General features: G+C 64.7%; 12 protein-coding genes. 8 read left to right on the forward strand and 4 right to left on the reverse strand.

Going from position 1 to position 12,870, the window contains the following annotated elements; all coding sequences use genetic code 11:
• The 6 genes from ACSFC7_RS20730 (at nucleotide 1) to ACSFC7_RS20755 (ending at nucleotide 6,741) form a co-directional block, all read left to right on the forward strand.
• Entirely contained in the window at nucleotides 1-957 is a 957-nt protein-coding gene (locus ACSFC7_RS20730) for a glycosyltransferase family 2 protein (RefSeq protein ID WP_436344705.1), read from the forward strand.
• 171 nt (nucleotides 958-1,128) lie between these two features.
• The gene (locus ACSFC7_RS20735) at nucleotides 1,129-1,278 is read left to right on the forward strand and encodes a hypothetical protein (RefSeq protein WP_436344706.1); all 150 of its coding nucleotides are present in this window, start codon (nucleotides 1,129-1,131) and stop codon (nucleotides 1,276-1,278) included.
• Complete coding sequence (locus ACSFC7_RS20740) at nucleotides 1,275-2,339, forward strand: PLP-dependent cysteine synthase family protein (RefSeq protein WP_436344707.1); 1,065 nt, start codon at nucleotides 1,275-1,277, stop codon at nucleotides 2,337-2,339. Before ACSFC7_RS20735 ends, ACSFC7_RS20740 begins: the two co-directional genes overlap by 4 nt.
• Nucleotides 2,340-2,411: 72 nt before the next feature.
• Complete coding sequence (locus ACSFC7_RS20745) at nucleotides 2,412-4,295, forward strand: asparagine synthase-related protein (RefSeq protein ID WP_436344708.1); 1,884 nt, start codon at nucleotides 2,412-2,414, stop codon at nucleotides 4,293-4,295.
• Nucleotides 4,296-4,428: 133 nt separating this feature from the next.
• Nucleotides 4,429-5,259 carry an FkbM family methyltransferase gene (locus ACSFC7_RS20750; protein ID WP_436344709.1) on the forward strand — a complete coding sequence of 277 codons (831 nt, stop codon included), beginning with the start codon at nucleotides 4,429-4,431 and terminating at the stop codon, nucleotides 5,257-5,259.
• Between the two features lie 63 nt (nucleotides 5,260-5,322).
• On the forward strand, nucleotides 5,323-6,741 hold the full coding sequence (locus ACSFC7_RS20755; protein WP_436344710.1) for an oligosaccharide flippase family protein: 1,419 nt from the start codon (nucleotides 5,323-5,325) through the stop codon (nucleotides 6,739-6,741).
• Between the two features lie 31 nt (nucleotides 6,742-6,772).
• On the opposite strand, the gene ACSFC7_RS20760 is transcribed toward ACSFC7_RS20755, so the two are convergent.
• From ACSFC7_RS20760 to ACSFC7_RS20775, 4 genes are all read right to left on the reverse strand, one after another.
• The gene (locus tag ACSFC7_RS20760) at nucleotides 6,773-7,630 is read right to left on the reverse strand and encodes a TrmB family transcriptional regulator (RefSeq protein WP_436344711.1); all 858 of its coding nucleotides are present in this window, start codon (nucleotides 7,628-7,630) and stop codon (nucleotides 6,773-6,775) included.
• An 80-nt stretch (nucleotides 7,631-7,710) separates the two neighbouring features.
• Nucleotides 7,711-8,784: an NAD-dependent epimerase/dehydratase family protein gene (locus ACSFC7_RS20765; RefSeq protein WP_436344712.1), complete on the reverse strand. Its 1,074-nt coding sequence runs from the start codon at nucleotides 8,782-8,784 to the stop codon at nucleotides 7,711-7,713.
• Nucleotides 8,781-9,740, reverse strand: a complete 960-nt coding sequence (locus ACSFC7_RS20770; protein ID WP_436344713.1) for an NAD-dependent epimerase/dehydratase family protein — start codon at nucleotides 9,738-9,740, stop codon at nucleotides 8,781-8,783. The genes ACSFC7_RS20765 and ACSFC7_RS20770 overlap by 4 nt, the downstream gene beginning before the upstream one ends.
• Nucleotide 9,741: 1 nt before the next feature.
• On the reverse strand, nucleotides 9,742-10,980 hold the full coding sequence (locus ACSFC7_RS20775) for an NAD-dependent epimerase/dehydratase family protein (protein WP_436344714.1): 1,239 nt from the start codon (nucleotides 10,978-10,980) through the stop codon (nucleotides 9,742-9,744).
• A 325-nt stretch (nucleotides 10,981-11,305) separates the two neighbouring features.
• On the opposite strand from ACSFC7_RS20775, the gene ACSFC7_RS20780 reads away from it, so the two are divergent.
• Both ACSFC7_RS20780 and aglG read left to right on the forward strand, forming a co-directional pair.
• Nucleotides 11,306-11,443: a hypothetical protein gene (locus ACSFC7_RS20780; RefSeq protein ID WP_436348047.1), complete on the forward strand. Its 138-nt coding sequence runs from the start codon at nucleotides 11,306-11,308 to the stop codon at nucleotides 11,441-11,443.
• Nucleotides 11,444-11,880: 437 nt separating this feature from the next.
• On the forward strand, nucleotides 11,881-12,840 hold the full coding sequence (aglG, locus tag ACSFC7_RS20785) for a glucosyl-dolichyl phosphate glucuronosyltransferase (RefSeq protein WP_436344715.1): 960 nt from the start codon (nucleotides 11,881-11,883) through the stop codon (nucleotides 12,838-12,840).
• Nucleotides 12,841-12,870: the final 30 nt, after the last annotated feature.

Here is a 12,870-nt window from a genome sequence, read left to right on the forward strand (position 1 = left end):
ATGACCGACCGAACGCCGCTCGTGAGCGTCGTCGTTCCGACGTACGACCGGCCCGAGCGGCTGGTCCGATCCCTCGAGAGCGTGGCCGAACAGACCTACGAGACCCTCGAGATCGTCGTCGTCGACGACGGATCGGAGACCCCCGCTAAAGCGGCCGTCGAGCCGCTGCGCGAGGACTTCCCGTACGAGATAGTCGTTATCAGACACGACGAAAACCGCGGGGCGAACGCGGCGAGGAATACGGGCATCCGCGAAGCGTCGGGCGACTTCCTCGCGTTTCTCGACGACGACGACGAGTGGGCGCCGTCGAAGGTGTCTCGGCAGGTAGAGACGTTTCGGCGATCGCCCGCCGACGTCGGACTGGTCTACTCCGCGCTCCGAATCGTCGACGACGACGGGACGGTGGTCCGGACGACCGACGCGTCTGCCGCCGGGGACGTGACGCGGACGCTCCTCCGCCGGAACGCGATCGGCTCGTTCTCCTGCGTGATGGTTCGGGCCGCGGCGGCCGAAGACGCCGGCCCCCTCGACGAGGCGTTCCCGAGCTGGCAGGATCTCGACTGGTACATTCGGATCGCCGAGCGCTGGCGCGTTCGGCCCATTTCCGAACCGCTCGTCACGAACCACGCGGGGGGTCACGACCGGATTACCGACGACCTCGAGTCGTTAGTCGAGGAGACGTATCCGCGGTTCGTCCGGAAACACCGGCCTCGAGCGGCGGCGTACGGCCGCCTGTTCGAGCGCGAGATGCTCGGCTGGGCCGCGTTCCGGGTCGGCGCGTGGTACGCGCTCCCCGCGGGGGAGTACGAGACGGCGCGTCGGTTTCTCCGGCGGGCGGTGACGCTGTACCCCGTGGAGCCGCAGTTCTTCCTTTACGCCGCGGTCGCTGCCGGCGGTGAACCGGCGCAATCGGCGTTCGAACGGGCGAAACGATCGATCCTCCGCGATCGATCGTGATCCCGCCTCGAGCCGCCGTTCCCTTCCGTCTCGTCGGTCGTTTCGGATGCGGCTGTAACCCGATAGGGGCACGATACCGGATTACGAATACTAGCACGGTAACGAATCACGAATAATAACTTGACAATGCATCGGAGTCGGTTAAGCCGCGCGCAGTCGTAGAGCGTTGGTATGCGACAGGTAGGCGCAGTTCTCTCAGTATCGTCGTCGTCCGCGCTCGAGCAGGTGTCGTCGTTCGGTCGCCTCGCGTTTGCACCCGCACTCACGGCGGTTTCGACGCGCACCGACCAGTACAGCGACGCCGAAAAGCGGCAACGATGACCGACGAGCCTGCCGATCCTCCGAACGGCGCCGTGGCCAGCGACGGCGGACGGATCGAAAGCGAAGTGGCGACGGTCGAGACGAACGATTCCCCGTACCCGACGGACGATCCGGTACTGGCCCGCATCGGCGGAACCCCGCTCGTCGAGTACCCCGAACCGACGGACGGCGGGGACGTCTTGCTCAAACTCGAGTCCGACAACCCCACCGGGTCGATGAAAGACCGCCTCGCGCTCGGGATCGTTCGCGAACTGGAAGCCGATGGCCGATTGGCGGACGGCGACGTCGTGGTCGAGGCGTCGTCGGGCAATACCGCCGGCGCGATCTCGCTGGTGACGAATCGACTCGGCTACGACGGCGTGTTGACCGTCCCGGCCGGAACGAGTTCGCAGAAGATCGGCTACGTTCGATCGTTCGGGAGCGAAATCGTCGAGTGCCCGAACGTCGACGCGGACGACGAACGACACTATCGGAAGACGGCGGAGCGGATCGCTGCGGAACGGGACGGGATCTGGATCGACCAGTATTCGAACCAGTTGAACCCGACCGTTCACTACGAGTGGACCGGCCCCGAGCTGTGGGACCAGGCTCCGGGCGGGCTGACCCACGTCGTCTGTCCGATGGGGACCGGCGGGACGGCCTCCGGCATCGCCAAGTTCGTGAAAGAACGGAAGCCGGACGTGCGCGTCATTGGCGTCGACGCGGAGGATTCGAACATCTCGACCGCGTTTTACGGAACCGATTCCGGGGCGTACGACACCGAGGTCGAGGGACTCGGGAAGGACCACGAACTCCCGACGATGTGGTTCGAGTACGTCGACGAGGTGCGAAGCGTCGGCGACGAGCGGGCGTTCGTTCAGGCCCGGCGCGCCGCCGCCGAGAGCGGGGTTCTCGTCGGCGGCTCGTCCGGAGCCGCGATCTCCGTCGCTCGAGACGTCGCGAGCGATCGACCGGACGCGAACGTCGTCGCGATCGGCTGTGACAGCGGCGATCAGTACTTCGACACCGTCTTCGACGATGCGTGGATGCGAGAGCGCGGTTACCGAACGGACTACCGCTGACCGATTCGGGAGATTCTCTCAGAGTCGAACGCTCCAGTACGCTTTTCTCGCTCTCCGGACAACGACGAACCCATGGTCGGCATCTGCGGGGTTCTGGGCGATCCACAGCACGATATCGACGCGATCGCGTCCACTATCGAGTGGGGTGTCGACGAGGAAACGGCGGATTACAGGGACGACGGTGCTCGAGTACACCTCTCGGTCCACCGGGAAACCGACGCACAGCAGCCCGCGACGGCTCGAGGAACGGGGGGATCGGAGCAGTTGCTCTGGATCTGGGGCGACGTCATCGGATTCGAGGACTCGACGGGGTACGCGCCGAGACGAAACCGCGAGACGGCCGACGCGAGCTACTGTGCGGAGTTGCTGGCCGAACACGGGCCGTCGTTCGTCGACGGTTTGAACAGCGAGTTCGCCGGGCTGGTACTCGATCGCGACCGATCGGAGGCGACGCTGTTCACGGACCGACTCAGCGCTCGTCCGATCTACTTCACGGAGGCGCTCGACGGCCGCGTCCTGTTTTCGACGAACCTGAACACCGTTCTGGCGCATCCGGATTTTCGCACCACCGTCGACGACGAACTCATGTCGGAGTACCTCAAACTCGAGCGCGCGTTCGGCGTTTGCACGCCGTTCGAGGGCGTGTCTCAGCTCCATCCCGGATCGAAACTCACCGTCGACCTCGAGAGCGGTAAAACCTCCCTCGAGAAATACTGGGTACCCCGATATCGACCGACGGACAAGTCATACGACGCGTTCGTCGAGGAATTCGCGTCGATCATCCGGAACAGCGTCGACGAGCGCCGGGAGCCGTCGGCCGAGGAGGGACTGTTCATCAGCGGCGGGAGCGACTCGAGGCTCCTCCTGTCGCTGTTCGAGGACCGCGACGTGACGGGCTACCACCTGAACGACTCGATGAACGACGAAGCGGAAATCGCGCGGAAAGTGTGCGAAACCGTCGGCGTCGAGTTCAGATTTCTTCGGCGCGAACCGGACTATCTGACGGACGTCCTGGAGCGCGTGGCAGACTCCCACGTGTTCTCGTCGTTCTTCGATCAGGCGCACTTCGCGGGGTTCGAAGACGAACTCACGGACGACGTCGACGCCGTGTTCGCCGGCCACACGGCCGACACGGTGCTCGAGGGCTTTTACATGCCGACGCTGGAGGTTCCCGTCCCTCGCCTCGGGTGGACGATCCCGCTGCCGATCCTCGATCCCGTCGAGGACGTCGACTCGTACGCCGAGCACATCGTCCGCAACTACCAGTACCACCGCGGGCCGTCGACGAACGAGCAACCGGAGTACGTGACGCTCGAAAAGAGCCCAATCGAGGTGTTGCGCGACCGCATGACGGAATCGGACGGAACCGTCGTTCACCACGGCGTGACGTATCCGTCCCTCGAGGCGCTCACGCACGCCGGCGGCTTCTACCCGCTGACGAACAACAAGGCGTATCTCATGTACTACACCGCGAACCAGATGCTGCCGACGCACTATCCGTTTCTGGACAATCGCGTGATCGAGTTCTCGCTGTCCGTTCCCCACCGCCACCACGTGCGCCGGAGCGTCGTCAACCGCACCCTCACGGCTCGAAACCGGACGCTGGCCGAGATTCCGAAGTCGAGCGTCGGTCTCCCGCTGACCTATCCGAGGACGGTGTACAGCGCCGCGCGGCTGTGGCGGAGTTTCAGCGGCAAGTTCGGCTCCGATTCCGAGTCCGGGAGCGGCGGCGGTTCGTGGAGCGACGGCGATCGCGTGTTGCGAGAGACCGACATCGCCGAAACGCACCTGCTGACGCCGGAGAACCCCGACCGCTGTCCGGCGATCGTCGACTGGGAGACGGTCGAAGACCTGTACCGGCGCCACCTCGAGGGCGAGAACAACTACTTCGACCTGTACGGCGTCCTCTCGCTCTGTAACTCGTATCCGGCTCGACACGGGCTGTTTTCTCCCTGAAAGCCGTCGGCGTCGGTCCGCGCGACGGCGCGCCGTGCGATCGATCCGACGAACCGCTCGACTCTCGCTGTGCGCGAGAGCAGTGACCAGTATAATGTGTCTCTCCGTCGTACGGGAGAGAAAGATGTGCGCCATGCACGAACGAGCGGAAACGCTGCTGTCCTCGCTCTACGCGGGACCGGTTCGGCGCCTCTCCGAACGGGCCGGTCTCCACCCGTTCGTCTTCGAGATCCACCGTCGAATCCAGACGGGCACGAAGATGATCGATCATCGTCGCGCCCCGAACCCGTACCCCGTCGACGTCGCCGGCCGATCGGTTCGGTTCGACGTGTCGACCCTCGCGGAGTACAATCGCGTCTCGAGTTTCCTCGAGGAGGAAGCACTTATCGACGAGATCGTCGCGGAAGTGAGCGCCGACGACGTCTACTGGGACGTCGGTGCGAATATCGGGACGCACGCGTTGCTGCCGGCGGCGGCGAACCCGGAGGCCAGCGTCATCGCCGTCGAACCCCACCACCGGAATATCGCGAAGCTCATCCGGAACAAGACGCTGAACGACCTCGAGAACGTTACGATCCTCCCGGTCGCGTTGAGCGACCGGAACGGGACGGCCGCGCTGCACGGCGAGGAGGACCGGCCCGGCTACGGGTCGTTTTCGCTGGTGAATACGTCGGCGGACACGGTCGCAGACGTACCCGTCCGGCCGGGTGACGACGTGATCGAAGACGGCGTCCCGACGCCGTCGGTCGTGAAGATCGACGTCGAGGGCGGCGAGCTCGCGGTTCTCGACGGTCTGGAGGGAACGTTGTCCTCGAGCGCGGTACGGACCGTGTTCTGCGAGGTCCATCAACAGGAAGGCGTCACCGAGGACGCCGTCGAACGCCGATTTCGGGAGTTCGGATACGACGTGAGTCGCATCGCGGAGCGCGGACCGATGGTGTTTCTGCGAGCGGACCGTGACTAGGATTCGACGGCGGTTTTTCGCGAGCACCCGTCGGACGATAGCCGTTCACGCCGGGACCGGAGTATGAAGCTAGGCCAGATCTCGTTCATCAACTTCGCGTCGCAGATCGCGTCGTCGATATTCGGGTTTCTCGCGACGATCTACCTCGCACGGACGCTGGGCGCGGGCGTGTTGGGAACGTACTTCCTCGTCGTGGCGATCGTGATCTGGCTGAAAGTGATCCTGTTCGGCGGCGTCCAGTCGGCGCTGACGAAACGTCTGAGCGAGGGCGGGGAGAGCGGGTCGTACGTCACCGCCGGAATCGGTCTGTTCCTCGGGATTTACGCGGTACTGCTCGTCGGGCTGTTCCTCGCGCGGGACCTCGTCACCGCCTACATCGGCCAGCCCGTGGCGCTCCCGATCGCCGTCGTCCTCCTCGGATCGCTGTTGCTCATGTTCGTCTCGGGCGCGCTCCAGGGACAGCACCGCGTCCACATCTCCGGCGCGCTCACCCCGGTGGACACGTTCTCCCGGAGCGCGCTCCAGATCGGCGTCGTCGTCCTCGGCTTCGGGCTGTACGGGCTCCTCGCCGGCTACGCGCTCGCGGCCGCCATCGCGGGGGTCGTGGGGGCGGTTTTCATCACCTGGACGGTGGACCTCCCCAGTCGCCGCCACCTGTCGAGTCTGTTCGACTACGCCCGGTACTCGTGGCTCGGGCGGCTGAGCTCGCGCACGTTCTCGTCGATGGACACGCTCGTCCTCGGCGTGTTCGTCGCGCCCGACCTCATCGGCGTCTACGAGATCTCCTGGAACCTCGCGTCGCTGCTCGCGATCTTCAGCCTCGCGATACAGCAGACGCTGTTTCCCGAGATCAGTAGCGTCGCCGAGGACGACGAGCACGACCGAATCGCGAGCCTGCTGGACGACGCGTTCGCGTACGCCGGCCTGTTTCTCATTCCCGGACTGGTCGGCAGCGCGCTCATCGGCGATTTCGTCCTCCGGATCTACGGTCCCGAGTTCGGCGTCGGCCACGCCGTGCTCGTGATACTCGTCGGCTCGCGGCTCGCCTACGCGTACGGCGAGCAGTTCCTCAATGCCCTCAACGGGCTCGACAGACCCGACCTCTCGTTCCGAATCAACGCGGTCTTTTTCGTCACGAACATCACCCTCAACGTCGCGCTCGTCTCCGTCTACGGCTGGATGGGCGCTGCCGTCGCGACCGCGGTCTCCGCGCTGGTAACGCTGGTGATCGGCTATCGGGTTCTCGATCGGTTCATCGCGGTCTCGTTCCCCCTCCGCGAAGTCGGGACGCAGGTGCTCGCCGCGGTACCGATGGCCGCCGTCGTCGGCGCCGGACGCCTGTTCCTCGAGCCGAGCGAGCTGGCGGCCGTCGCGCTGGTCGCCGTCGGCGCGATGACCTACTTCGCGGCGCTGCTTCTCCTGTCGGGGCGCTTCCGGACGACGGTGGTGCGCAACCTGCCGACGGGGTACGGCGGATCGTAGCGCTCGCCGGTCGTCCGGTCGCGACGATCGATCATCTCGAGGGACGCGTCTCGAGGCTCTCGTACTCCCAGATCAGATCGAAGTACCGCTTCATGCCCGCGACGAACGAGCCGTTCTCCGTGATCGCGGCCTGGCGGCGGTGGTCGGGAACGTCGGTCTCCTCGACGAGGAAGATGGCCTTCCCGGAGTCGTACTCCATGCTCGGATCGACGAACGTCCCGCGCCACGGGAGGAGCTCCTCGCTGAATCGGTACTCGATCTCGGGAAAGTCGACCGCGAGGCGGTCGACGACATCCGCCTGCACGGCGGCTTTCTCCCGCGGAAGCTTTCGCGGTTCGAGGAAGAGCACTGAAACGGAGACGTCGTCCTCGAGCGCGCCGGTCACGGCCGGTTCGACGTCGTCGAAGTACGCGAAGCTGTTCGTGATGACGAAGACCTCCTCCGACGCGTTCCGGTAGAGCTGCCGAGTCTCCGTCTCGCTCGGGTTTCCCACGTCGACCACGTGAAACAGGTCGGCCGTCGGCGTCACGTCTCCGTCCGCCCGCTCGTACAGCGGGCCGAACTCCTCGAGGAACTCCTCGCGGAGATCCTCGATCTCGGTACAGTAATCCTCGTATCGCTGTCGTCGGTTCTCCTTCGCTCGCTCGAGAATCTCCTCGGGCGATTTCGGCTGGTACTGCTTCGGTCGACCGGGGATCACCTCGATGAAGCCGCAATCGGCTATCGAATCGAGGACGCCGTACACCCGCGCCTGCGGGATGTCCGTCGCCTCGGCGATATCCGGTGCCGTCGTCCGACCGGCGCTCAGTAAGTGGGCGAGCGCCGTGGTCTCGTACTCCTTCAGGTTCAGTCGCTGAAGCAGTTCCGTCGAACCGGTTCGCGGACCCATTACCGTCCGATTGGCTGCGGACGACCGTAAATCCGAGTGGTCGCACGGCTCGAGTCGTTCCGAAACGGTCCGCGGATCGACTACGTCCGTCGTCGCAGTAGCTCCCGGACCGACTCCTCGACCGTGTGACGCGCTTCCCACTCGAGTTCGTCGTTCGCTCTCGAGGTGTCGACCGCGAAGTCCTCGACCAGCGTCTCGGCGCTCCGGGGGTTCTCGACGAGTTCGACGTCGACCGTCTCGCCGAGTTCCTCGCGGGCGAGCTCGCGGACCGTCTCCGCGACCGACATCACGGACGGATCCTCGTTGCCGGCGATCTCGTACGTTTCGGCGCCCGTCTCGCCCGCCGCGAGCTGCTCGAGCAGTCGCTCCGCGCTCCGGACGTAGGCGCGGGCGACGTCCTTGACGTGGACGAAATTGCGCGATTGCGTCCCCGGCTCGTACACCGTCAGCGTCTCGCCGGCCGTCGCTCGATCGACGAAGAAGTTGATCACGGTGGGTTTCGAGACGACGGTCCCGTCGACGACGTGGTCGCCGTAGAGGTTCGACTTCAGGAACGCGTGGGCGGGGAACGAGCCGTCGGCGAACGTCTCGACGGCCCGCTCGCCGAGGAGCTTCGTCCGCCCGTACCAGTTGAACGGCTCGCGCGGCAGGTCCGCGGTGATCGGGAACGTCTCGGGATCGCCGAGGACGGCCATACTGAACGGGAACACGAGGCCCGCCCCGGTCTTCCGGCAGAACCAGGCGACGTTGTTCGTCCCCGTGACGTTGACCTCGTAGGCCAGGTCCGGGTTCTCGTCGCAGTCGTCGACCCCGCTGACCGCCGCGAGGTGGAGGACGACGTCCGCACCCTCGAGCCGTTCCTCGAGCCGGCCCCTGTTTCGGACGTCGACGTGGTCGATCTCCACCTCGCCGACGGACTCGAGCTGTCCGCGGTACTGGTTGTCGAGCGCGAGCAGGTTCCAGTCGGGGTGCGCCGACCGAAGCTGGTCCACGACGCGACTGCCGATGAACCCGGCCGCTCCGGTGATCGCGATCGTCGGCTCGTCTCGATCGTTCGTCGTCGGTTCGCCTCGATCGGCCGTCGTCGGTTCGCCTTGATCGGCCGTCGATTCCGTATCTGCCGTCGTCTCCGTCGTGTTCGTCGATCCCGTCATGCTTCGATCGTCATCGGTCGAGTCTGCCGTCCTCGTAGCCGATCCGCGAGTTCGCGGACGCCCCGCCGAACCGTCCACTCGGGTTCGAATCCCGTCTTCTCGAGCCGGTCGAAGTTCACGTGGTACGACGGCCCGGGATGTTCGTCCTCGAGGTAGGTGATGTCCAGATCGCGGTCGAGTTCGTCGCGGACGATTTCGGCGATTTCGGCGATTCGATAGTTCTCGTCGTTCGAACCGACGTTGTAGACCGTTCGCGGCCACGACTCGGGCTCGAGGGCGGCGTGTGCGTACGCCCGTGCGGCGTCCTCCACGTGGATGAACGGCCGCCAGTTGCTCCCGTCGCCGTACACCGTCAGCGGACGGTCGGTCAGGCCCCGGAAGACGAAGTGGTTCACGACCAGGTTGAACCGGACGCCGGGCGACCAGCCGTAGTTCGTGCTCATTCGCAACGCGGTGCCGTCGATGCCGTAGTCCTCGATCGCATCGGTCAGCAGTCGCTCGGACTCCACTTTCGACTCCGCGTAGGGGTTCAGCGGATCCTGCTCGGTCGTCTCGTCGATGTTCGTGCTGGCCGCCCGCCCGTAGTTGTTACACGACGACGCGAACACGACCGAGTCGACGCCGAGTTTCCCGGCGGCGGTGAGCACGTTCTCCGTCCCGCCGCGATTGACCGCGAACGTCTCGTCGCGACGGTCGTGGGTCGAGGCCGCACCCGTGATGGCCGCCAGGTGGACGACGCTGTCGACGCCGCGCATCGCGCTTTCGACGTCGCCGTACTCGCGAACGTCGCCGCGGCGGAACTCCAGCGCGTCGCCGATACTCCTGCGGAGGTTCGCCGGCGATCCCGATTCGAGCGAGTCGAGGACGACGACCTCGTCGACCCGCTCGTCGTCACACAGCAGCGGCACGAGCGCGCTCCCGATGTAGCCGCACCCGCCCGTGACGAGAACGCGCATCCTACTCGGCCTCTGTGTCGATCGGCTGTGCTTCGTCGGACGACTCGCCGGTGACCGTCTCGGTCGCCTCATCGCCGGTCAACACGTCGGGCAGGAACCGGTCTTCGTGGGCTTCGACCGTGTCCCGGTAGTCGACCAACGACTCGAGAACGTCTCTGACGCCCTCCTCGAACGTCGTCGACTGGCCGTCGATCAGGGCGGCGTACCGATCGTTCTCGATCTCCATCTTGTGGGTTTCGTCCTCGTCGCGCGGGTTGTCGAAGTGCTCGACCTCGACGCCGAGATCGAACTCGCCGGCGACGTCGGCGACCGTCTCCGCGATCTCGACGATACTGATCGCTCGAGTCACCTGATTGTAGACGACGTGGTCGTCCGGTCTCTCGTCGGGATCGGAGAGCGCCAACCGAGCGAGCCCTTCGACCGCGTCCTCGAGGGCGACGAACGGTTTGCGCTGTTCGCCCTTCCCGTAGACGGTCATCGGGTAGCCGGCGACGGCCTGCGCGCAGAACCGGTGGGCGACGACGCCGAAGTAGTAGTCGAAGTCGAACCGGGTGGCCAGCCGCGGATCCGCGGCCGTCTCCTCGGTCTCGGCCCCGTACGTGATCGCCGTCCGGACGTCCGAGATCGGCACGTCGAACTGCGTGTGCGCGAGACGCATGTTGGCCGCGTCGTGGCTCTTGGTGAGGTGGTACCAGCTGCCGGCCATCGCGGGGAACGGCACCTCGTCTCGCTCGCCGTGGTTCTCCATCGTCGCCCCGCCTTCGGGGATCTCGAACTCGGGCGCACCGTAGACGCCGGTCGTCGTCGTCTCGATGAAGTGCGTGTCGGTCAGGTCGTGTTCCTCGAGCCCCCACAGCAGGTTTCGCGTCGCCTGCATGTTGTTGTGCTGCGTGTAGTTCGCCCGCTCCCCGTTGATCTGGGAATACGGCGCCGACGGCTGTGCGGCGGTGTGGACGATCGCCGTCGGTTCGTGGATCGTCAACAGCCGATCGACGGTCTCCTTGTCGGTCAGATCTCCCCGGATGAACGAGAGATTGGAGAGGCCGTGGACCTCCTTGGCGGCGGCGATACGCTCGTCGATATCGGCTATCGGAACGGCGCTCGTCGAGCCGACGGATTCGACCCACTCCCGTCTGGCGAAGTTGTCGACGAGCACGACTCGATCGCTCGTTCGATTCGCGATCCGCAGCGCCGTCGGCCAACCGATGTATCCGTCGCCGCCTGTTACGAGCACGGTCATAGTGACTCGAGTCGTGAGTAAGTGGCAAAAGGGGTCCTGTTCGTTCAGGGATTGTACATCGCATTTACTCTCGCTTTCGCGGATTTTCGACGAGTACGAGTCACTTATCCGCTCGCAAAAACTCGCTCGAGAGCGCTGCTACTGGTGACTCGCTGTCACGGATGCTGTAGCGTGCACCTGAGTAGTCCGTTGCACCATCCGAAAGCGGGATTGCGTTACGCCCAACACCGCTACGACGGCTTACTTCGTTCTACTCTTCGGAACGGTCGGTGACAAACGAACGTTTCTCCGTGGGGTTAATGGCCTAGTCCGAGTTACTCAAATCTTGAGTACCATGGACACCGAGAACCAGCCGGGTGAGGACGGCGACCAGCGGCAGGTCGATCACCTCTCGAATATCGACGACGGCTGCGGTTGCACCGAAATCTGGGAACGCCTCAGCGAGATCAGAGAGTCCGAGTAGTTCCTCCGTCTTCGGCACCTGAACTGGTCTCGAGCCCTCGACGGTCCTCCGAGAGATCGGTCTCGATCCGTCGCACGTGATTTCGCCACCACACGCGCCCGCTTCGTCGGGACGTCATGTGCGCTTTCTCTCGGAGCCACCAGTTTGATCCACACCGGCCGCTCGTGGCGCGAGTACCGCTCGATTGGACTTACAGCAAATTGTCACGACAGGGGCCTGGCCGTGACAATGGCGGCCTGGTCGTCACGAGTATGACCAGTCGCGAACGACGCACCACTCTCAAGCGAGCGTCGACGGGCCCCAGTCCGTGGGTTCGACCGACCCGATAACGAGCGATTATTCGTGACTTCCGGGTTCGACGAACGACGCTCGCGAATACAGGCTGGAACGCATCGGAACGAAAAAGCTTATCCTCCGATCACAGCAATCGAGGCGCGATGAAGGTCTCCGTCGTCGTCTGCACCTACGCAATGGACCGTTACGACGTGTTCTCCGAGTGCGTCGACAGCGTTCTCGCTCAGACGTACGATCCGCTCGAGGTCGTCATCGTGGTCGACGGGAACGACGACGTCTTCGAGCGCGTCCGTACCGATTACGGTGCCCGCGACAACGTACGCGTACACTGTAACGACGCGAATCAAGGCATCTCCTACAGCCGGACTCGCGGCGCCGAGCTCGCCTCGGGCGAGGTCGTGGCGTTCATCGACGACGACGCGGTCGCCGAGGACGACTGGGTCGAGGAGTTGGCTCGAGTCTACGAGGAACGGGACGCGATCGCCGTCGGCGGCCACGTCGCACCGGACTGGGTGACCGAGAAGCCCGACTTCTTTCCGGCGGAGTTCTACTGGCTCGTCGGCTGTGACGAACGCGGGATGGGCGACCACATGGCGGAGTTGCGGAACACGTACGGTTCGAACATCTCGTTTCGACGGGACGTGTTTCTGAGCGTCGGCGGCTACGACGAGAACACGGGTCGGCGCGGCGACCGGCACATCCAGGCCCACGAAGCACCGGTCTGTATCCGGATGGCGAACAAGTACGGGAGAGGCGTGGTGTACAATACGGAGGCCGTAGTGCACCACAAATTGTTCGACTACCGCGGCGACTTCCGGTGGCTGGTGTTCCGATCGTTCTGGCAGGGCTACTCGAAACGGATCATGGACCTTCTGTTGCCCGAGGCTTCGGGAGATAAGAATGAGTATTTGAAGCAGTTGCTGCTCGAGTTCGTTCCGGGGCGGATGTCGGACCTGGCTCGGGGGCCCTCGAGTCCAAAAGTGAAACAGCTCGTGACGATTTTCATTTTTACTGCTGCAGTCGGTTTCGGTTATCTGTATGGGCTGATCGATGTAAATCACTCCCAATTGACAGTCGATCCCGACGCCGCTGCGGGTAACTAATCTCCTTCGTTCGTCGTACGCGGTCGGAAA

Source organism: Natronorubrum halobium, from assembly GCF_051351675.1.
In the GTDB taxonomy this organism is placed as follows: Archaea; Halobacteriota; Halobacteria; order Halobacteriales; family Natrialbaceae; genus Natronorubrum.

Coding starts and splice junctions, on each gene's coding strand:
- ACSFC7_RS20730 (WP_436344705.1), top strand. CDS start 1: ATGACCGACCGAACGCCGCTCGTGAGCGTCGTCGTTCCGACGTACGAC.
- ACSFC7_RS20735 (WP_436344706.1), top strand. CDS start 1,129: ATGCGACAGGTAGGCGCAGTTCTCTCAGTATCGTCGTCGTCCGCGCTC.
- ACSFC7_RS20740 (WP_436344707.1), top strand. CDS start 1,275: ATGACCGACGAGCCTGCCGATCCTCCGAACGGCGCCGTGGCCAGCGAC.
- ACSFC7_RS20745 (WP_436344708.1), top strand. CDS start 2,412: ATGGTCGGCATCTGCGGGGTTCTGGGCGATCCACAGCACGATATCGAC.
- ACSFC7_RS20750 (WP_436344709.1), top strand. CDS start 4,429: ATGCACGAACGAGCGGAAACGCTGCTGTCCTCGCTCTACGCGGGACCG.
- ACSFC7_RS20755 (WP_436344710.1), top strand. CDS start 5,323: ATGAAGCTAGGCCAGATCTCGTTCATCAACTTCGCGTCGCAGATCGCG.
- ACSFC7_RS20760 (WP_436344711.1), bottom strand. CDS start 7,630: ATGGGTCCGCGAACCGGTTCGACGGAACTGCTTCAGCGACTGAACCTG.
- ACSFC7_RS20765 (WP_436344712.1), bottom strand. CDS start 8,784: ATGACGGGATCGACGAACACGACGGAGACGACGGCAGATACGGAATCG.
- ACSFC7_RS20770 (WP_436344713.1), bottom strand. CDS start 9,740: ATGCGCGTTCTCGTCACGGGCGGGTGCGGCTACATCGGGAGCGCGCTC.
- ACSFC7_RS20775 (WP_436344714.1), bottom strand. CDS start 10,980: ATGACCGTGCTCGTAACAGGCGGCGACGGATACATCGGTTGGCCGACG.
- aglG (WP_436344715.1), top strand. CDS start 11,881: ATGAAGGTCTCCGTCGTCGTCTGCACCTACGCAATGGACCGTTACGAC.